16 protein-coding genes are annotated in these 19,595 nt (G+C 71.7%); 8 read left to right on the top strand and 8 right to left on the bottom strand.

What is annotated here, in order from left to right; genetic code table 11:
• Positions 1–27: 27 nt before the first annotated feature.
• Positions 28–2,145, bottom strand: coding sequence for a glycogen debranching protein GlgX (gene glgX, locus ACFC1X_RS00155; RefSeq protein WP_376347319.1), 2,118 nt, complete (start codon positions 2,143–2,145; stop codon positions 28–30).
• 356 nt (positions 2,146–2,501) lie between these two features.
• Here glgX and ACFC1X_RS00160 point away from each other — a divergent pair, with 356 nt between their 5' ends.
• Together ACFC1X_RS00160 and ACFC1X_RS00165 are read left to right on the top strand one after the other, a co-directional pair.
• Entirely contained in the window at positions 2,502–3,749 is a 1,248-nt protein-coding gene (locus ACFC1X_RS00160; RefSeq protein WP_376347321.1) for an SAV2148 family HEPN domain-containing protein, read from the top strand.
• 115 nt (positions 3,750–3,864) lie between these two features.
• Positions 3,865–4,587, top strand: coding sequence for a 3'-5' exonuclease (locus tag ACFC1X_RS00165; protein ID WP_376347323.1), 723 nt, complete (start codon positions 3,865–3,867; stop codon positions 4,585–4,587).
• Positions 4,588–4,657: 70 nt separating this feature from the next.
• Here ACFC1X_RS00165 and ACFC1X_RS00170 read toward each other — a convergent pair whose 3' ends face one another.
• Positions 4,658–5,521, bottom strand: a complete 864-nt coding sequence (locus tag ACFC1X_RS00170; protein WP_376347325.1) for a phosphotransferase enzyme family protein — start codon at positions 5,519–5,521, stop codon at positions 4,658–4,660.
• A gap of 170 nt (positions 5,522–5,691) precedes the next feature.
• On the opposite strand from ACFC1X_RS00170, the gene ACFC1X_RS00175 reads away from it, so the two are divergent.
• The 5 genes from ACFC1X_RS00175 to ACFC1X_RS00195 all read left to right on the top strand — a co-directional run bounded on the left by ACFC1X_RS00175 (position 5,692) and on the right by ACFC1X_RS00195 (position 11,146).
• Positions 5,692–6,630 carry a carbohydrate ABC transporter permease gene (locus ACFC1X_RS00175; RefSeq protein ID WP_376347327.1) on the top strand — a complete coding sequence of 313 codons (939 nt, stop codon included), beginning with the start codon at positions 5,692–5,694 and terminating at the stop codon, positions 6,628–6,630.
• The gene (locus tag ACFC1X_RS00180) at positions 6,627–7,460 is read left to right on the top strand and encodes a carbohydrate ABC transporter permease (protein WP_122618277.1); all 834 of its coding nucleotides are present in this window, start codon (positions 6,627–6,629) and stop codon (positions 7,458–7,460) included. Before ACFC1X_RS00175 ends, ACFC1X_RS00180 begins: the two co-directional genes overlap by 4 nt.
• Positions 7,460–8,743 (top strand): ABC transporter substrate-binding protein, encoded by a 1,284-nt coding sequence (locus ACFC1X_RS00185; protein WP_376347329.1) that lies wholly within the window; start codon positions 7,460–7,462, stop codon positions 8,741–8,743. Before ACFC1X_RS00180 ends, ACFC1X_RS00185 begins: the two co-directional genes overlap by 1 nt.
• A 361-nt stretch (positions 8,744–9,104) precedes the next feature.
• Positions 9,105–9,884 carry a 23S rRNA (adenine(2058)-N(6))-methyltransferase Erm(O) gene (erm(O), locus tag ACFC1X_RS00190; protein WP_376347330.1) on the top strand — a complete coding sequence of 260 codons (780 nt, stop codon included), beginning with the start codon at positions 9,105–9,107 and terminating at the stop codon, positions 9,882–9,884.
• Positions 9,881–11,146: a glycosyltransferase gene (locus tag ACFC1X_RS00195; RefSeq protein ID WP_376347332.1), complete on the top strand. Its 1,266-nt coding sequence runs from the start codon at positions 9,881–9,883 to the stop codon at positions 11,144–11,146. The genes erm(O) and ACFC1X_RS00195 overlap by 4 nt, the downstream gene beginning before the upstream one ends.
• A gap of 77 nt (positions 11,147–11,223) precedes the next feature.
• Here ACFC1X_RS00195 and ACFC1X_RS00200 read toward each other — a convergent pair whose 3' ends face one another.
• Positions 11,224–13,491: an MMPL family transporter gene (locus tag ACFC1X_RS00200; protein ID WP_376347333.1), complete on the bottom strand. Its 2,268-nt coding sequence runs from the start codon at positions 13,489–13,491 to the stop codon at positions 11,224–11,226.
• A 373-nt stretch (positions 13,492–13,864) separates the two neighbouring features.
• Here ACFC1X_RS00200 and ACFC1X_RS00205 point away from each other — a divergent pair, with 373 nt between their 5' ends.
• A complete protein-coding gene (locus ACFC1X_RS00205; protein WP_376347335.1) occupies positions 13,865–14,413 on the top strand; it encodes a DUF1697 domain-containing protein in 549 nt (182 codons plus the stop codon).
• Positions 14,414–14,434: 21 nt separating this feature from the next.
• Here the strand turns inward: ACFC1X_RS00205 and ACFC1X_RS00210 are convergent, their stop codons facing one another.
• The 5 genes from ACFC1X_RS00210 to ACFC1X_RS00230 form a co-directional block, all read right to left on the bottom strand.
• Positions 14,435–15,172 (bottom strand): sirohydrochlorin chelatase, encoded by a 738-nt coding sequence (locus tag ACFC1X_RS00210; protein WP_376347337.1) that lies wholly within the window; start codon positions 15,170–15,172, stop codon positions 14,435–14,437.
• A gap of 8 nt (positions 15,173–15,180) precedes the next feature.
• On the bottom strand, positions 15,181–16,077 hold the full coding sequence (locus ACFC1X_RS00215; RefSeq protein ID WP_376347339.1) for an ABC transporter permease: 897 nt from the start codon (positions 16,075–16,077) through the stop codon (positions 15,181–15,183).
• Positions 16,064–16,858: an ABC transporter ATP-binding protein gene (locus tag ACFC1X_RS00220; protein ID WP_376347341.1), complete on the bottom strand. Its 795-nt coding sequence runs from the start codon at positions 16,856–16,858 to the stop codon at positions 16,064–16,066. The genes ACFC1X_RS00215 and ACFC1X_RS00220 overlap by 14 nt, the downstream gene beginning before the upstream one ends.
• A 36-nt stretch (positions 16,859–16,894) precedes the next feature.
• Positions 16,895–17,998: an aliphatic sulfonate ABC transporter substrate-binding protein gene (locus tag ACFC1X_RS00225; protein ID WP_376347342.1), complete on the bottom strand. Its 1,104-nt coding sequence runs from the start codon at positions 17,996–17,998 to the stop codon at positions 16,895–16,897.
• A gap of 239 nt (positions 17,999–18,237) precedes the next feature.
• Positions 18,238–19,593 carry a sulfate adenylyltransferase subunit 1 gene (locus tag ACFC1X_RS00230; RefSeq protein ID WP_376347344.1) on the bottom strand — a complete coding sequence of 452 codons (1,356 nt, stop codon included), beginning with the start codon at positions 19,591–19,593 and terminating at the stop codon, positions 18,238–18,240.
• Positions 19,594–19,595 lie beyond the last annotated feature (2 nt).

Below are 19,595 nucleotides of genomic sequence, written 5' to 3' on the forward strand. Positions count from 1 at the left end.
CGCCGGGCGGACGCCCCTGCGCCCGCGCTAGACGGGCCGCTGGAGCACCACCAGGCTGCGGTCCACCAGGGTCAGCCGGTCCCCGGCCTGCACCTTCGGGCCCGTCTCCGAGGGCACCCCCTCCGGGAGCGCGGTGTCCACGACGACCTCCCACTGCCGGCCGTGATCCACCGGCACCACGAATTCCAGCGTCTTGGGCGCGGCGTTGAACATCAGCAGGAACGAGTCGTCGGCGACGCGTTCCCCGCGCGGACCGGGCTCGGAGATCGCGTTGCCGTTCAGGAAGACGGTCAGCGCCGACGCCCGCGCGGAGTTCCAGTCCTTCTGCGTCATGTCCGCGCCCTCCGGGGTGAACCAGGCGATGTCCGACAGCTCGTCGCGGGTGCCCTCCACGGGGCGCCCGTGGAAGAAGCGGCGCCTGCGGAAGACCGGGTGGTCCTTGCGCAGCCAGACCATCGACCGCGTGAACTCCAGCAGTTCGGTTGCGGCCTCCTCGCCGTCCGGCCAGTCCACCCAGGCCAGTTCGTTGTCCTGGCAGTAGGCGTTGTTGTTGCCCCGCTGGGTGCGGGCGAACTCGTCGCCGTGGCTGATCATCGGGACGCCCTGGGAGAGCAGCAGGGTGGCGGTGAAGTTGCGCATCTGCCGCGCCCGCAGCTCCAGGACCGCCGGGTCGTCGGTGTCCCCCTCGACGCCGCAGTTCCAGGAGCGGTTGTGGCTCTCGCCGTCCCGGTTCTCCTCGCCGTTGGCCTGGTTGTGCTTGTCGTTGTACGCCACCATGTCGTGCAGGGTGAAGCCGTCGTGGCAGGTCACGAAGTTGATCGAGGCCAGCGGGCGGCGCCCGTCGTCCTGGTAGAGGTCGGAGGAGCCGGTCAGCCGGGAGGCGAACTCCGCGAGCGTGCGCTGCTCGCCGCGCCACAGGTCGCGCACCGTGTCCCGGTACTTGCCGTTCCACTCGGTCCACAGCGGCGGGAAGTTGCCCACCTGGTAGCCGCCCTCACCCACGTCCCAGGGCTCGGCGATCAGCTTCACCTGCGAGACCACGGGATCCTGCTGCACCAGGTCGAAGAACGACGACAGCCGGTCCACCTCGTGGAACTGCCGGGCCAGGGTGGCCGCGAGGTCGAAGCGGAAGCCGTCGACGTGCATCTCGGTGACCCAGTACCGCAGCGAATCCATGATCATCTGGAGGACGTGCGGGGACCGCATCAGCAGCGAATTCCCGGTCCCCGTGGTGTCCATGTAGTAGCGCGGGTCGTCGGTCAGCCGGTAGTAGGAGGCGTTGTCGAGGCCCTTGAAGGACAGCGTCGGGCCCAGGTGGTTGCCCTCGGCGGTGTGGTTGTAGACCACGTCCAGGATCACCTCGATCCCGGCCTCGTGCAGCGCCTTGACCGCCGACTTGAACTCCAGCACCTGCTGGCCGCGGTCGCCCCAGGAGGCGTACGCGTTGTGCGGGGCGAAGAAGCCGACCGTGTTGTAGCCCCAGTAGTTGTTCAGCCCCATGTCCACCAGGCGGTGGTCGTTGACGAACTGGTGGACCGGCATCAGCTCCAGCGCGGTCACCCCCAGCTCGGTGAGGTGCTCGATCAGCGCGGGGTGCGCGAGGGCGGCGTAGGTGCCGCGCAGCTCCTCGGGCAGGCCGGGGTGACGCATGGTCAGGCCCTTGACGTGGGCCTCGTAGATCACCGTGTGGTGGTACTCCGTCCGGGGGCGCCGGTCGTCGCCCCAGTCGAAGTACGGGTTGACCACGACCGACGTCATCGTGTGCGGGGCCGAGTCGAGGTCGTTGCGCCGTTCGGGCTCGCCGAAGTGGTAGCCGTAGACCTCCTCCCCCCACTGCACCGCGCCGCTGATCGCACGCGCGTACGGATCGAGGAGCAGCTTGGCGCTGTTGCAGCGCTGCCCGTGCTCCGGCGCGTACGGGCCGTGCACGCGGTAGCCGTACCGCTGCCCCGGCATCACGCCCGGCAGGAACGCGTGCCGTACGAACGCGTCGCTCTCCCGCAACTCGACGGCGGTCTCCGAGCCGTCGTCGTGCAGCAGACACAGCTCTACTCGGTCGGCGGCCTCCGTGAAGACCGCGAAGTTGGTGCCGGCGCCGTCGTACGTGGCACCCAGTGGATACGCCTCTCCAGGCCAGACCTGCATGAACACGACTCTTTCAGGTGTGGGGCGCCGGTGCGGACGCCTTGGCTGCGAGTCTCCCCGAAAGTGAGGCGACCACCTAGCACGTACGTCTCCCTACCCACCCTTCGGCGTTCTGCTCCACACACGCCGCGGGACGGGCGCGGGGAAGTCTTCCCCGTACCCGGCCACGTCACCGCTATGACTCCGCTCACTCGCCGGTGGGGCGCGACCCGGAACGGGCCGGTGGATCAAGGACGTTGGGAAAACCGGCCCGTCCATCGGGCTGCACCGCGGACCGCTCCCGGAGTACCCTTCCTTGATCGTTGGGACGGGGTGTCCCCGGGAAGCGTCCGGGGGAGCGGAAGGCGGTAACACGGGTGGGCTCGGGAGGGCTGGAGCTGCCTCCTGGTGACGACGGTCACCAGGAGACCTCCACGGACGTCCCGCCCGGTGCGGTGTCCCTGGCGCGGCCGATGAACGCGGGCGCGATCGGTCCGGAACTGGACTGGGACGGCGGCGCCTGGCACGAGGTGCGCACCCGCGCCCAGCGGGCCGGCCGCGCCTACATCTGGTTGAACCTCGTCGAACAGCGGCTGCGCGCGGTCGTGGCGGCCGTCCTGAGGCCGATCTACGAGCCCGTCCACGGCGACGACTGGGTGGTCGCCGCCGCCGGACCCGCCGGCCAGGAGTGGGTGCAGCGCGCCGTCGCGGTCCGCGAGGTCAGCCGCCGCAAGGGCTACCTGCTGGACCCGGCCGACGACAACGTCCTCAGCTTCCTCACCCTGCCCCAGCTGCGCGAGCTGATGGTGCAGCACTGGCCCTGCTTCGAGCCCTACGTGGACGAGCGCCGGGACGTCGAACTCGCCCTGGACGAGCTGGAGGTCACCCGCAACGTCGTCTCCCGCAACCGGGCGCTGTCCGAGGCGGTGCTGAGCCAGGCCGAGCGGGCCTCGGCACGGCTCCTCGAGGTCCTCGGCGCGGGTGGCGACGTGCCCTCCGCGCGCCGGCTGCCGGTGGACGCGGTCGAGGACCTGGTCGGCGACCGCTACGCCGACGTCGTCGCCGTCCACTCGGACCGGGTGCGGCTGCTGCGCCAGTTCCCGGCCGAGGACCTGTTCGGCGGGGCCCGCCGCGTGGACGCCCTCGGGATCGGCCTCAACCTGCTCGTGCAGAACTTCTCCGGCCGCCGTCTGCTGCGGCTGGCCGAGTCCGGCGGCCGGGTGCGGCTGCTCTTCCTGAACCCGGCCTCCAGCGCGATCAAGCGCCGCGAGCGCGAACTGGGCATCAAGCGGGGCGAGCTGAGCCGGGCCGTGGAGATGAACATCCTGCACATGCGCCGGGTGCGCGCCCGGCTGCGGGACCCGGGGGCGTTCGAGATCCAGGTCTTCGACGAGACGCCCCGCTTCACCGCCTACCTCGTCGACGGGGACGGCGCCGACGGCATCGCGGTCGTGCAGTCCTATCTGCGCCGGACGCGCGGGATGGAGGCACCGGTCCTCGTCCTGCGCAACGGGCGGGGCGGCGGCCGAGTGGTGAAGGCGGACGAAATCGACGAAGGCGGACTCTTCCCCACCTACCGTGAGGAGTTCGAGTTGATGTGGGCGGATTCGCGGCCGGTGTCGTGAACGTCTGCCAGGGGTGCCGCGTGGGCGTAAGCGGAATGCGATCCTCTGATTGTCAGTGGCCCGTGCGAAGGTGGAGACCACTGGGGGAACGCACCACCAAGAAGGGGGACCGCCCATGGGCTGGCACCGGGAGCTGCTGATCGGCTTCGACCTGGAGACGACGGGCACCGATCCGCGCGAGGCGCGCATCGTCACGGGGGCCGTGATCGAGGTCAGGGGCGGGGAGCCGCAGGGCCGCCGGGAGTGGCTGGCCGACCCGGGCGTGGAGATCCCGGCCGAGGCTGTCGCGGTGCACGGCATCAGCAATGAGCGGGCGGCCGCCGAGGGCCGGCCCGCCGACCAGGTCGCGGACGCCATCGCCGCCGTGCTCACCGACCACTGGCGCACCGGCGTCCCGGTCGTCGCCTACAACGCGGCCTTCGACCTCACCCTGCTCGCCGCCGAGCTGCGGCGCCACGGACTGCCGTCCCTGCGCGACCGCCTGGGCGGCACGGACCCCGCCCCGGTCATCGACCCGTACACCATCGACCGCTCCGTCGACCGCTACCGCAGGGGCAAGCGCAATCTGGAAGCGGTCTGCCGGGAGTACGGCGTCCCGCTCGACGCGGCCCACGACGCCACCGCCGACGCGCTCGCCGCGGCCCGGCTGGCCTGCGCGATAGCCGACCGCCACCCCAAGGTCGCGGGCCTCGGCCCGGCGGACCTGCACCACCGCCAGGTCGAGTGGTACGCCGAGTGGGCGGCGGACTTCCAGAGCTTCCTGCGCCGCAAGGGCGACGCCACGGCCGTCGTCGACGCGACGTGGCCCCTGCGCGAGCCGGCCGACGAGCGCGTCTGACCGGGCCGCGAGCCGGACCGCCGCGCGGCCGCCCGGGACGGTCGCACGTCAGACCAGGGGCGGTCGCACGTCAGAAGGGATACCAGCGCACCGTCGGGTCCCCGTCCCGCAGCGACGCCACCCTGCGCTCGAACTCGGCCAGCGCCTTCGGATTGCTCGGCGCGTGCTGGGCCACCCACGCGCAGCTGGCCGTCTCCCGGGCGCCGCGCAGCACCGCACAGCCGTCCCACTCGCGCACGTCCCAGCCGTAGGTGGCCGTGAAGGCGTCGTACGCCTCGGCGGGCAGCCCGTAGCGGTCCCGGCTCAGCGCCAGCACCACCAGGTCGTGCTCGCGCAGGTCGGCGGAGAAGGTCTCCAGGTCGACCAGGACCGGCCCGTCGGGACCGACGTGCACATTGCGGGGCAGCGCGTCGCCGTGGATCGGGCCCGGCGCCAGGTGCGGGGTGAGCGCGGCGGCGGCCGAGGCGAATCCGTCCCGGCGCTCGCGCAGATACGCGGCGTCCGCGGGGTCGATCACGTCGCCCGCGAGCCGCAGCCAGCGCTCCACACCGCCCAGCAGCTCGCGGGGCGGCAGCTCGAAGGAGGAGGGGAGGGCGAGTTCGTGGACCAGCCGCAGCAGCACGGCCACGTCCCGCGGCTCGGCGGGCCGCACCGGCTCGGGCAGCCGCCGCCACACCGTCACCGGATGCCCGTCGACGAACAGCGCCGTCGGACGGGCCGCCCGCACCGCCGGCACGCCGGCCTCCTCCAGCCAGAGGGCGACGGCCAGTTCCCGGCGCGCCCGGTCGAGGAGTTCCGCGTCCCGGCCCACCTTGACCGCGAGGTCACCGGCGGCGAACACCGCGTTCTCGCCGAGGGCCAGCAGCCGCGCCTGAGCCGGTCGGGGCAGTACGCCCGCCCCGGCCAGCACCTCCCGGGCCCGTGCCTCGTCCATCGTCGTACGCCTCCGTGTCCGTCATGTCCGCCGGGTTCCCGCCGTCCGTCGGCCAGTGTCGCATTCACACAGGTGGGAGCGGATGCGCGGGCTCTTGACGGGTCGCGGTCACTTCACGACCATGACGGGGCCCGTCCGAGCAGCGCAAAGGGGCTGATTCCGTGGCATTGGTGACCGATTCGAGGAAACCGGCGCGCCCTGCGCCCGGCACGGAGCGGGGACGCCGCGGGCCGGATCACGGTGCCTGGTTCCTCGTGCTGCCCGCGCTGATCCCCATCCTGGTGCTCAGCGTCGGACCGCTGGTCTACGGCATCCTGCTGGCGTTCACCGACGCCCAGTCCGGCCGCACCGAGCCCACCCGGTGGATCGGCACGCTGAACTTCCAGGACCTGCTGCACGACACGCTGTTCTGGGAGTCCTTCCGGATCGGGCTCGTCTGGGCGGTCGGGGTGACGGTGCCGCAGTTCCTGCTCGCACTCGGTCTCGCCCTGCTGCTCAACCAGAACCTCCGCCTGCGCTGGCTGGCCCGCGCCCTCGCGATCATCCCCTGGGCGATGCCCGAGGTCGTCGTCGGCGTCATGTGGCGGCTGGTCTACAACACGGACGCGGGCATCCTCAACGAGACGCTGCGCGACCTCGGCCTCGGAGGCGGACACGACTGGCTCAGCGGCCTCGGCACCGCCCTGCCCGCCGTCATCGTCGTCGGCGTCTGGGCCGGCATGCCGCAGACCACGGTGGCGCTGCTCGCCGGACTCCAGAACACCCCGCGCGAGCTGCACGAGGCGGCCGCGGTCGACGGCGCCGGAGCCTGGCGCCGCTTCCGCACGGTCACCTGGCCCGCCCTCAGACCCATCGCGCTCGCCATCACCGCGCTCAACCTCATCTGGAACTTCAACTCCTTCGCCCTGGTCTACGTGCTGACCAACGGCGGCCCCGGCGGCCGCACCCGGCTGCCCATGCTCTTCGCCTACGAAGAAGCCTTCCGCTACGGGCAGTTCGGCTACGCGGCGGCGATGGGCTGCGTCATGGTGGCGGCGATCTCGGTCCTGCTGGCCGTCTTCCTCGCCGGCCGGCTGAAGGGCGGACTCAAGGGAGGTGACCAAGCGTGAGGACCTCGACCACGGCCCGCGTCGGCCAGTACGCCGCGCTGCTCGCGTATCTCGTCTTCCTGGCCTTCCCGTTCCTCTGGCTGATCTCCACCGCGTTCAAACCGCCACGCGAGCTGGGCAGTCTGCACCCCACCTGGATCCCGGAGAACCCCACCCTCGACAACTTCCGGCAGGCCTTCGACGAACAGCCTCTGCTGCACGCCGCGCTCAACTCCCTGCTCGCCGCGCTCGGCGCCGCGGTGATCGCCGTGGTGATCGCCACCCCGATGGCCTACGTCATGGCCCGCCGCCGCGGCCGGCTCGCCAGGGCCGCCACCGGGTGGGTCGTGGTCAGCCAGGCCTTCCCCTTCGTCCTGCTGATCATCCCGCTCTTCCTGGTCCTGAAGAACCTCGGACTGATCAACTCCGTTCCCGGGCTGGTGATGGTGTACGTCGTGTGGTCGCTGCCGTTCGCGCTGTGGATGCTCGCCGGGTACGTCCGCGCCGTGCCGGCCGAGCTGGAGGAGGCGGCGGCGGTCGACGGCGCCGGGCGGCTGCGGACGCTGGTCTCGGTGACCGCGCCGCTGCTCGCGCCGGGGATCGTGGCGACGGCCCTGTTCGCGTTCATCACCGCGTGGAACGAGTTCTTCTTCGCGCTGGTGCTGCTGAAGACCCCGGAGAAGCAGACCTTGCCGGTGATCCTCACCCACTTCATCGGTGCCGAGGGCGTCGCCGACCTCGGCCCGCTGGCCGCGGCGGCCTTCCTCGCCACGCTGCCCTCACTGGTGATCTTCGCGCTGATCCAGCGGCGGATCACGGGCGGCATGCTCGCCGGGGCGGTGAAGAGCTGATGCGCACCCGCACCGCGACCCTGCTCGTCGCCCTCGCCCTGCTGCTCGCCGGCTGCACCTCGGGCGGCGGCGAGACCGACGACGGCCGGATCAACCTGCGCTTCCAGTCGCTGGCCTGGCAGGAGGAGTCGGTCGAGGCCAACAAGGAACTGGTCCGGGAGTGGAACGCCGCCCATCCGGACGTGCGCGTCGAGTACGTCCAGGGCAGCTGGGACAGCGTCCACGACCAGCTCCTCACCTCCTTCGAGGGCGGCGAGGCGCCCGACATCATCCACGACGCCTCCGACGACCTCGCCGACTTCGCGTACGGCGGCTACCTCGCCGACCTGACCGAGCTGCTGCCCGACCGGCTGAAGTCGGACATCCCCGAGCGCAGTTGGGAGACGGTCACCTTCGGCGACGGGGTCTACGGCGTGCCGTTCCTCCAGGAACCCCGGGTGCTGATCGCCAACGCCGACCTGCTGCGGAAGGCGGACGTCCGGATCCCCACGCCCGAACACCCCTGGAGCTGGGCGGAGTTCCGGCAGGTGACGAAGCGGCTCAGCGGTGACGGCAGCTACGGGGTGGCCTGGCCGCTCAAGGAGCCCGTCTCCGCGACGCTCAACCTCTCCCTGTCCAACGGCGGCCGGATGTTCCACCGGGACGCGGACGGAAAGGTCACCGTCCGCTTCGAGGAGGGCGACCAGGTGGTGCCCCGCACCATCCACGACCAGGTCGAGACGGACCGCAGCGCCTCGTCCGACACCCTGGGCAGCGGCGGCTCCGACACCCTGCCCGGCTTCTTCGCGGGGAAGTACGCGATGGTGCCCCTCGGCTTCTCCTACCGCCAGCAGATCGAGCAGCAGGCCCCGGAGGGCTTCGACTGGCAGGTGCTGCCCGCCCCCGCCGGCACCGACGGGCTCGCCCAGGGCGTCAGCCCGCAGACCCTGTCGATCGCCGAGGACACCCCGCACAAGAAGGAGGCCGCCGCCTTCCTCGACTTCCTCCTCCAGCCGGACAACATGGTGCGCCTGGCCCTCGGCGACTGGATGCTGCCCACCGGCACGCGGGCGCTGAAGGACCCCGACCTGCACACGGCCGAGCGGGGCTGGGCCACCGGCACCGCACTCGCCGGCCACCTGCGCTCGGCACCCGCGCAGTCCGTCCGGGGGTACCCCGAGTGGAAGGACAAGGTGGCCACCCCCGCGCTCCAGGAGTACTACAGCGGGGCGATCGGCATGGACGAGCTGCGCGACAGACTGGAGGAGGACGGCAACCTCGTACTCGCCCGGTACCAGCGCTGACGGCGGGCGGTGGGCGGCCCGCGCCCGGGGCCCGCGCCCGGGCCCGCGCCGAAAACCCGTTGCCCGCCCGGCGCGCGGCCGCCTACCGTCACCTCCGTGGCAGCTTTCAACGCGATCTTCAACTCCGGTCTCGGCCGGGGCTGCACGTACTCCATCAGGATGCGTCGTGGCCCCGGAGCCCTGACCGGCCCGGGGTCCCCCCGCCGCTGAGGCACGTCACCGCTGACACACGTCAGGTGCTGACGCACGTCTCCCATCCGCGGCGGGGCTGAGCCTCCGCGTTCTTCTTTCGCCTTCGTCTTCCGGTCAGGGCCTTCGGCTGCCCTTTCCCCTCTCCACGGAAGACAAAGGACCGCAGGCCATGGCCCGCCCCACCCAGCGTGCCCGCACGCTCTCGCAGAACTTCCTCGCCGACCGCGCCACCGCCGAGCGCGTCGCCCGGCTCGCCGCACCCGACAGCCGGCACCCTCCGCTCCTGCTCGAAGTGGGCGCCGGACAGGGCGCCCTCACCGAGCCGCTGGCCCGCCGCAGCCGGGAACTGCGCGCCTACGAGATCGATCCCCGGCTCCTGCCGGGGCTCCGCGCCCGCTTCGCGCACGCACCCCACGTCCGCGTCGTCGCCGGTGACTTCCTCGCCGCGCGGCCGCCGCGCACCCCGTTCGCCGTCGCGGGGAACGTGCCCTTCTCGCGCACCGCGGACATCGTGGACTGGTGCCTCACCGCCCCCGCGCTCACCCACGCCACCCTGATCACGCAGCTGGAGTACGCCCGCAAACGCACCGGTGACTACGGCCGCTGGACCCTGCTGACGGTGCGGACCTGGCCGAGCCACGAGTGGCGTCTGGCGGGCAGGGTGGGCCGGTACCGCTTCCGCCCGGCGCCGCGCGTCGACGCCGGGATCCTCCGCCTCGAACGCCGCCCCGCCCCGCTGCTCACCGGCGCCGCCCGCCGGAGCTGGGACGACCTGGTCGAGCTGGGCTTCTCGGGGGTCGGCGGCTCGCTGCACGCGTCCCTGCGGCGGGCCCGCCCGGCCCGGCGCGTGGACGCGGCGTTCCGGGCCGCGCGGCTCGATCCGCGCGTGCTCGTCGGCGAGGTCCCGCCCGCGGCGTGGCTGCGGCTGCACGAGGAGCTGGCGGCATGATCCGAGAAGATGCGCGCCAGAACTTGCACGAGACGTCTCGTCTCGCGTACGGTCGGCGCATGACCAGTCCCGCGCACATCGCCATGTTCTCCATCGCCGCCCACGGCCACGTGAACCCCAGCCTGGAGGTGATCCGCGAGCTCGTCGCGCGAGGACACCGGGTGACGTACGCGATCCCGCCGCTCCTCGCGGAGAAGGTCGCCGGGGTGGGGGCCGAACCCAAGCTCTGGAACAGCACGCTGCCCGGCCCCGACGCCGACCCGGAGGCATGGGGGAGCACCCTGCTGGACAACGTGGAGCCGTTCCTGGACGACGCCGTCCAGTCGCTCCCGCAGCTCGCCGAGGCGTACGAGGGCGACGAACCGGACCTCGTCCTGCACGACATCGCCTCCTACACCGCCCGCGTCCTCGGCCACCGCTGGGACGTCCCCGTGGTCTCCCTCTCGCCCTGCATGGTCGCCTGGGAGGGGTACGAGCAGGAGGTCGGCGAGCCGATGTGGGAGGAGCCGCTGAAGACCGAGCGCGGCCAGGCGTACTACGCCCGCTTCCACGCCTGGCTGGAGGAGAACGGGATCACCATGCACCCCGACCCCTTCGTCGGCCGCCCCGAGCGCTCCCTGGTGCTGATCCCCAAGGCCCTCCAGCCCAACGCCGAGCGGGTCGACGAGAAGACGTACACCTTCGTCGGCGCCTGCCAGGGCGACCGCACCGCCGAGGGCGACTGGACGCGCCCCGAGAGCGCGGAGAAGGTCGCGCTGGTCTCCCTCGGGTCCGCCTTCACCAAGCAGCCCGGTTTCTACCGGGAGTGCGTCAAGGCCTTCGGTGAGCTGCCCGGCTGGCACACGGTGCTCCAGATCGGCCGGCACGTCGACCCGGCCGAGCTGGGCGAGGTGCCGGACAACGTGGAAGTCCGCTCCTGGGTGCCGCAGTTGGCGATCCTTCAGCAGGCCGACCTGTTCGTCACCCACGCGGGCGCCGGCGGCAGCCAGGAGGGCCTGGCGACCGCCACGCCGATGATCGCCGTACCGCAGGCCGCGGACCAGTTCGGCAACGCCGGGATGCTCCAGGGGCTCGGCGTCGCCCGGCAGCTCGCCACCGAGGAGGCCACCGCCGAGGCGCTGCGCACCGCCGCCCTCGCCCTGGTCGACGACCCGGAGGTGGCCCGGCGCCTCAAGGAGATCCAGGGCGGGATGGCCCACGAGGGCGGCACCCGGCGGGCCGCCGACCTGATCGAGGAGCGACTGGCCGCCGCGAGGGCCTGACCGCACCCGGCACAGCACGCCGCGGGCCCGCCGGTTCCGAGAGGAACCGGCGGGCCCGCGGCAGGGGTGGTGGCCGCTCACACCCCCACCCGCTCACCCCGTTCCCCGCGCTCGCCCTCGTCGTCGCGGATCGTCGTCGCGATCGCCTCGGGAGCCTCGTCGTGGGTGAGGTCCGGCAGCCGGTGCAGCCACTTCGGCAGGTACCAGTTGCGCTCACCGAGCAGGGACATCACGGCCGGCAGCAGGACACCCCGGATGATCGTCGCGTCGATCAGCACCGCCGCCGCCAGGCCCACGCCCATCTGCTTCATGGACTGCATGGACAGCGTCCCGAAGATGGCGAACACCGCGACCATGATGACGGCCGCACTGGTGACGACCCCCGCCGTGGTGACCACCCCGTGCCGGATCGCGTCCGCCGTGCTCCGCCCGCGCAGCCGCGCCTCACGGATCCGCGAGACCACGAACACGTGGTAGTCCATCGACAGGCCGAACAGGATCACGAAGAGGAACAGCGGCAGCCACGTGATGATGGCGCCCACGCCCTCCGCGCCCACCAGCGACGCGCCCCAGCCGTGCTGGAAGACGGCGACCAGGATGCCGTAGGCGGCGCCCACCGACAGCAGGTTGAGCACGATCGAGGTGAGCGCGACGGTCAGCGAACGGAAGGACAGCAGCATCAGCAGGAAGGCGAAGACCACCACGAAGACGAAGACCGGCAGGACCGAGCCGACCAACTGGTCGTTGAAGTCCTTCGACCCGGCGACCTGACCGGTGATCGGCGCCTCGACGCCGTCGACCTTGCCCAGCGTGGCCGGCCGCACCTCGTCCCGTAGCTTGTCGAGGCTCTCGCCCGCCTTGTCCTGGTCGGAGCCGCCGACCAGCGGGACGTAGACCAGGGCGACGTTCTGCTCGTCGTGCATCGTCACGTCGACCGGTCCGCGCGAAGCGCCCGAACTCACCGCCTGCTCACGGAAGTCGGCGAGCGCGGCCCGCACCTCCGGCGCGTTGATGTCGTCGGCCTTCACGACCACCTCGGCCGGGTCCGACCCGCCCGGGAACGCCTCGTTGACCCGGTTGTACGTCTGCACGATCGGCAGCGAGTCGCCGAACTCCTGGTCCAGCGTGAGGTTCTCCGTCTTCATGCCGATCGCCGGCGCGGCCACGGCCAGCAGCGCGCCGGTGGCCACCACGGCGGCGAGCAGCGGCTTGGCCAGGACGCGGTTCAGGACCGCCGTCCAGAACCGGCTGCCCTCGGAGGCGCCGTCCTTGCGGCGCCGGCGCAGGAACGGCAGGCGGCCCTTCTCGACCCGGTCGCCCAGCAGCGACAGCAGCGCGGGCAGCACCGTCACCGAGCCGACCATGGCGACCGCGACCACCATGAGCGAGGCCAGGCCCATCGCCTCGAACTCGGCGATGCCCGTGAACAGCATGCCCGCCATGGCCACGCACACCGTGACGCCGGAGACGACGATCGCCCGGCCACTGGTGGCGGCGGCGATCCTGAGCGCGGTCTGCGCGTCCCGGCCCGCGGCGCGCTCCTCGCGCTCACGGCGCAGGTAGAACAGGCAGTAGTCGACGCCGACGGCCAGACCGACCAGCAGCATCACGGAGTTGGCGGTCTCGCTCATCGGCTGGAAGTGGCTCACCAGGGCCATCAGACCCATCGTCGCGATGATCGCGGTGATCGCCAGTGCCACCGGCACCAGCGCCGCCACCAGCGCCCCGAACGCGACGAGGAGGATGCCGAGCGCCACCGGCACCGCCGAGTACTCGGCCTTCTTGAAGTCGTCGCCGAACGCGTCGTCGAACGTCTTCATCATGCTGGCGCCGCCGATCTCCTCGATCCGCAGCGACTCGTGCTCCTTCTGGACGTCCGCGACGGCGTTCAGCACCGGCTCGACCCGGTCGCCCGCGGTGTCCGCCTCGCCGCGCATGTCGAACCGCACCAGCGCGCTGCGGCCGTCCTTCGAGATCGTCTTGGCCTCGTACGGCGAGGTCACCCCCGTAACCTGTCCGGTCCCCTCCACCGCCGTGACGACCGCGGCGACCGCGGCGCGGAACTCGGTGTCTGTCGCCTTGAGCCCACCGTCCTTCGCCTGGATGAGGACGGACTCACCGGCCGGCTCCTCGATCCCGGCGTCCTCGACGATCTGCGCGGCGGTGTGCGTCTCGCCGCCCATCTGGTCGCTGTCCTTGACGTCGACCCGCCCGGCCGCCGACCCGAGCCCCATCGCGAGGACGACGAACAGCACCCAGATCCCGACGGCGGCCCATCGGTGTCTGGCGCTCCAGCCGCCGGCCCGCGCGGCTATGCCCCGCACCCGTGTGTCTCGGTTCCGCATGACCGGCCTGCCCCCCAGTGAGCGGCGACGACCCCTGCCGTCACCTTGCGCTTCGAAGGTATGACCCACGTAAGAACACCGCGTCGTGCTCCTTGGTGACGTACCCCGGCCACGGGTCATCCCTCCGTACCGCCGTGTCTCACCGCTGAGGAGGATCCCGGTCCCTTACATCTACCGGGTCGCCGGGGTGTGGGGTCAGGGTGCGCCGGGGCGCCGGAACCTTTTCGCAGGCTTGTTGTTTAAGTCACAGGTGCGTGTAGTGGTTGAACCCCGCACGCCGCATCGGCGAGAGTGGCGCGCACGTTCGCCGTCGTGCGGACCCGGCCGTCGTGCCCGCCCCCACGGGGCACGACGGCCGTTCTAGGGTGTGCCCATGACGACGATGTACGCGGCGCTGCTGCGCGGGGTCAATGTCGGCGGGGCGCGGAAGCTCCCGATGGCCGACCTGCGCGCGCTTCTGACGGACCTCGGCCACGACGCCGTGCGCACGCATCTGCAGAGCGGGCAGGCCGTCTTCGCCGCCGCGCAGGGGGACGAGGAGCCCCTGGCCGCCGAGTTGGCGGGGGCGGTCGAGAAGCGCTTCGGCTTCACCGTGGACGTGATCGTGCGCGACCACGCCTATCTGGAGGCCGTCGCCGAGGCGTGCCCCTTCCCGGCCGCCGAACTCGAGGCCAAGCAGTTGCACGTCACCTACTTCTCCGCCCCCGTGGACGCGGAGCGCTTCGCGTCGGTCGACGCGCCGGCCTTCCTCCCGGAGGAGTTCCGCCTCGGCGACCGCGCCCTGTACCTCTACGCGCCCGACGGTCTCGGCCGCTCCAAGCTCGCCGAGGCCCTCGCGCGGCCCCGCGTGAACAAGGGCCTGGTCGCCACCACCCGCAACTGGAACACCGTCGTCAAACTCGTGGAGATGACCGGTCCCTAGGGGCGGGGCTGCGGGCTTGCCTCAGGCCCCGACCGCCGCCAGTACCGGCGTCCGCGCCGCGTCGTACCGCTCCAGCAGGACCCGCGCCACCTCCGGGGAGGGGCCGAGGACGTCCGCCAGTACGTCCGCCCCGGCCGCGCACCGCGCGATCCGGTCCGGCAGGCGGCCGGGCGCGAGGACGTACGGGGCGACGGCGACGCGTGCGCAGCCCAGGGCGCGCAGCTCCCGTACGGCGTCCTCGGTGCGGGGGAGGGATGCGGAGGCGAACGCAGGCCGCACGGCGCACCAACCGGAACGCCGCCACTCCCGCGCGATTTCTGCGATCACTGCGATCGCCTCCGGGTCGGAGGACCCCGCCGAGGCCAGGACGACCCCGGTCGAGGACATGTCGGCGGGCGTGAGGCCCGCCTCGTACAGCCGCCGCTCCAGCGCAGCCAGCAGCAGCGGCGAGGGGCCGAGCACCTCCGCCTGACGGATCCTGAGCCGCGGCGGCGCGTCCGCCAGGACCGCCGGGATGTCCGCCTTGGCGTGGAAGGCGCGGGTCAGCAGCAGCGGCAGCGCCACCACGTCCCGCACCCCCTCCGTCGCCAGGGATTCCAGCACACCCGGCACGGAGGGCACGTTGAAGTCCAGGAAGCCCGTCTCCACCCGTACGTCGGGTCGCAGCGCCCTGACCCGGCGGACCAGGGCGTGCACGGTCGCGGCGTGCCGCGGGTCGCGGCTGCCGTGGGCGATGACCAGAAGGACCGGCGCGGACATGTCGTACCTCAGCTCTTCACCAGCAGGCCGCGGCTGCGCAGTACCCACCGCTCCAGCGGGCTGAAGATGAGCAGGTCGATGGCGATGCCGACGATCAGGATGAGGAGGATGGCTTCGAAGACCATGGCCATGTCGCTGGCGTTGCGGCCGTTCTCCAGCAGCTGGCCCAGGCCCACCCCGAGGTCGGGGAAGGAGGCGATGATCTCGGCGGCCATGAGCGAGCGCCAGGAGAACGCCCAGCCCTGCTTGAGGCCGGCGACGTAGCCGGGCAGCGCGGCCGGCAGGACGATGTGCCAGGTGCCCTTCAGCCCCGTCGCGCCCAGCGTGCGGCCGGCGCGCAGGAAGAGGGGGGAGACCTGGTCGACGCCGGAGACGAGGCCGTTGGCGATGGAGGGGACGGCGCCGAGGAGGATGACGGCGTACATCATCGAGTTGTTCAGGCCCAGCCAGATGACGGCGGGGGGTACCCAGGCGACCGAGGGCAGGGACTGGAGGCCGGACAGGATGGGTCCGATGGCGGCGCGGACGACCTTGACGCGGGCGACCAGCAGCCCGAGGGGGGTGCCGATCACCAGGGCGAGCAGGAAGCCGGAGAGTCCGCGCGAGACGCTGGTCCAGATGTAGCCGAGCAACTCGCCCTGGAGCCAGGCGTCCTGCGCCACCCGCCACACGTCCGCCGGGGCCGGCAGCTTGGTCGGGTCGTCGACGATCTTGAAGGAGACCAGGCCCTGCCACACCGCGAGCACCAGCAGCACGGCGACGGTGGGCGGCAGGATCTTCTCCACGAAGGTCTGCCGGAAGGGCGTACGGGCCTTCTGCCGGGTCTCCAGCGCGTCGAGGCCCGCCTCCAGACCGGCGAGATCTCCCGCGTCCTTGGCGGGCGTGGTGGTCTCAGTGCTGGCCATGACGGCGGATCTCCCCACGCAGTTCTTCGGTGATCTCGACGGACAGCTCCGCCACGGCGGTGTCCTCGATGCGGCGCGGCTGCGGAATGCCGACCGTCCACTGGCGGGCGATGCGCCCGGGGCGGGAGGACAGCAGCACCACGCGCTCGGCGAGGCGGACGGCCTCGCGCACGTTGTGCGTGACGAACAGGACGGACAGCTGGGTCTCGCGCCAGATGCGGGTCAGTTCGTCGTGCAGCACGTCCCGCGTGATGGCGTCCAGCGCCGCGAACGGCTCGTCCATCAGCAGCAGCTTGCTCTCCTGGGCCAGCGCCCGGGCGAGCGCGACCCGCTGGCGCATACCGCCGGACAGCTCGTGGACGCGCTTGCCGTGCGCGCCCTTGAGCCGGACGAGTTCGAGGAGTTCCTCCGCCTTGTCGCGGCGCTCTGCCTTGGGCACGCCGCGCAGTTTCAGGGCGAGTTCGATGTTCTTGCCCGCCGTGAGCCACGGGAACAGGGCGTGCTCCTGGAACATCAGGGCGGGGCGTCCGTCCGTGGTGATCTCGCCGGTGCTGGGCCGGTCCAGGCCCGCCACCAGGTTGAGCAGCGTGGACTTGCCGCAGCCGGAGGCCCCCAGGAGGGTGACGAACTCGCCGGGCGCGACATCGAGGGTGATGTCGTCCAGCACGAGCTGCTGCCCGGTGGGGCCCGCGAAGGACTTCGAGACATGCTCGATACGGGCGGCGTGGACGGCCGACTCGGTGCCGTCGGCGGCCTTGGCGAGGGTCGTGGTCGTGGCCATGGTCGTCACCTCCTGGGGAACGGTCGGATCCGGGCTTTACTGGGCGCCGAGTCCGGCGTCGTCGACGGTGGGCTTGCCCTTGGCCTTGAGGACCTTGTTGAGCAGGGTGAGGTCGTAGATGCCGCTGAGGTCGGGCTTGTCGAGCAGGCCGGCCTTGACGGCGTGCTCGGCCTGGGCGTCGAGGGTGGCGGCCAGCGGGTCGTCGGTGAGCTGGATCGACTTCCACGCCGGGTCGAGGACGTCGGCGGGCAGGGCCTTGCCGGTGTCCTTCTCCAGCTGCTTGTTGGCGGCGGCCTTGGCCTCGTCCGGGTTGGCCTTGATCCACTCGTTGGTCTCGACCGACGCCTTCAGCACCGCCTCGACCGCCTTCGGGTGCTCCTTGAGGAACTTCTGCGACACGATGATGTTCGTGATCACGAACTTCTTGTCCGGCCACAGCGTCGACTCGTCCAGCAGCACCTTGCCGCCCTCGGCGACCAGCTTGGACGCGGTCGGCTCGGGCACCCAGGCGCCGTCCAGCGAGCCGGACTTGTAGGCGTCCGGGGTGACCTTGTTGTCGCTGCGGACGACGGTCACGTCGCCCTTGCCGCTCTGCGCGTCGGTCTTCCAGCCCTGCTCGGCGATCCAGTGCAGGAAGGCCACGTCCTGGGTGTTGCCGAGCTGCGGGGTGGCGATGCGCTTGCCCTTGACGTCCTTCAGCGACTTGATCTTGTCCGGGTTCACCACCAGCTTCACGCCCCCGGACGCCGAACCGCCGATGATGCGCAGGTTCTTGCCGCCGGACTTGGTGTAGCCGTTGATCGAGGGGGAGGGGCCGATCCAGCCGATGTCGATGGAGCCGGAGTTCAGCGCCTCGATCTCGGACGGTCCGGCGTTGAACGTGGCGTACTTGGCCTCGGTGGCGCCCAGGGCCTTCTGGAAGAAGCCCTTCTGATTGCCGACCAGCGGCGTGGCGTGGGTGACGTTGCCGAAGTACCCGATCCGGACGGAGTCCAGTCCGTCGATCTTCTCGGCACCGGCGGCGACCTTGGCCCCGTCGTCCTTCTCGGCCTCGGAGCCGTACCCGCAGGCGGCGAGGGCCAGCAGCGGCAAGGCGGCCAGGACCGCGACGGTGCGGCGCAGAGCGGTGGTGGCAGGCACGGGAGGTGTTCCTCTCGTTGGTCCGGCTCTCACGCCTGTCGGTTGGTCCGAGGTGTCAGGTCGTGGCCGGGAGGTCGGCTTGTCTTCGGCTGTGCGGGTGGGGGGTGTGGGCGCGCAGGCAGTGCGCGTACGTCAGCGCGCACATCGCGCCACTCCGCCCTGCCCGCTGCCGAGGGCGCCGCTGCCGACGCGGCCGCCCTCCTTGGCGAACGTGGAGTAGAAATCAGGGGAGTTCATACTCAGAAGTCCCACCCGTCTTCGTCCGCCTCTTCCTTGACCGGCTCCGGCGTGGCGAAGGACTCACCGGCCATGCCGGCGGTGAGGGTGGTGCCGTCGCTGGGGTCGATGAGGATGAAGGACCCGGTGCGGCGGGAGTCGGCGTAGGAGTCGGCGGGCAGGGGCTCGGCGGTGCGGATGGTGACCCGGCCGATGTCGTTGGCGACGAGCTGCCCGGGGTGCGGGTGCAGGGACAGGTCGTCCAGCGTGAGCCGGGCCGGGATGTCCTTCACGATCGCCTTGACGGTGCGGGTGCCGTGCTTGAGCAGGACCCGGTGGCCGACGGTGAGCGGCGCGTCGGCGACATGGCAGACGGTGGCCTCGACGTCCTGGCTGGTGGCCGGGGCGTCCTTGCGCGGCACGATCAGGTCGCCGCGGGAGACGTCGATGTCGTCCTCGAGCAGCAGCGTCACCGACTGCGGCGTCCAGGCCTCCTCGACCGGCACCCCCAGCAGGTCGATCCCGGACACCTTCGACGTCCGCCCGGACGGCAGGACGGTGATCTCGTCGCCGACGCGGAAGGTGCCCGCGGCGATCTGCCCGGCGTAGCCCCGGTAGTCGGGATACTCGGCGCTCTGCGGCCGGATCACGTACTGGACGGGCAGCCGGGCGTGGCAGTGCGCCAGGTCGTGGCTGACCGGCACCGTCTCCAGGTGCTCCAGCACCGTCGGTCCGCCGTACCAGTCCATGACCGCCGACGGCTCGACCACGTTGTCCCCGGCCAGCGCGGAGATCGGGATCGCGGTGACCTCGGGGACGCCCAGCTCGGTGGCGTAGGCGGTGAACTCCTCGGCGATCGCGGCGAACACGGGCTCGCGGTAGTCGACCAGGTCCATCTTGTTCACGGCGAGGACGACGTGCGGCACCCGCAGCAGAGCGGCGATCGCCGCGTGCCGGCGGGTCTGCTCCACGACCCCGTTGCGGGCGTCGACCAGAATCACCGTCAGCTCCGCGGTGGAGGCGCCGGTGACCATGTTCCGCGTGTACTGCACGTGCCCCGGCGTGTCGGCGAGGATGAACCGGCGCCTGGGGGTGGCGAAGTAGCGGTAGGCGACGTCGATGGTGATGCCCTGTTCGCGTTCGGCGCGCAGGCCGTCGGTGAGCAGGGCGAGGTCGGGGGCGTCCTGGCCGCGGCTCGCGGAGGCCCGCTCCACGGCCTCCAGCTGGTCGGTGAGGACCGACTTGGAGTCGTGCAGGAGGCGTCCGACGAGGGTGGACTTGCCGTCGTCGACGGAGCCGGCGGTGGCGAACCGCAGCAAAGTGGTTTCGGACAGCTGCCAGACCGACAGGGCCCCGGTGGGTTCGGTGGTGCGGGTCATGT

Origin of the sequence: Streptomyces sp. NPDC056128 (genome assembly GCF_042263835.1) — a bacterium.
Classification (GTDB): Bacteria; Actinomycetota; Actinomycetes; order Streptomycetales; family Streptomycetaceae; genus Streptomyces.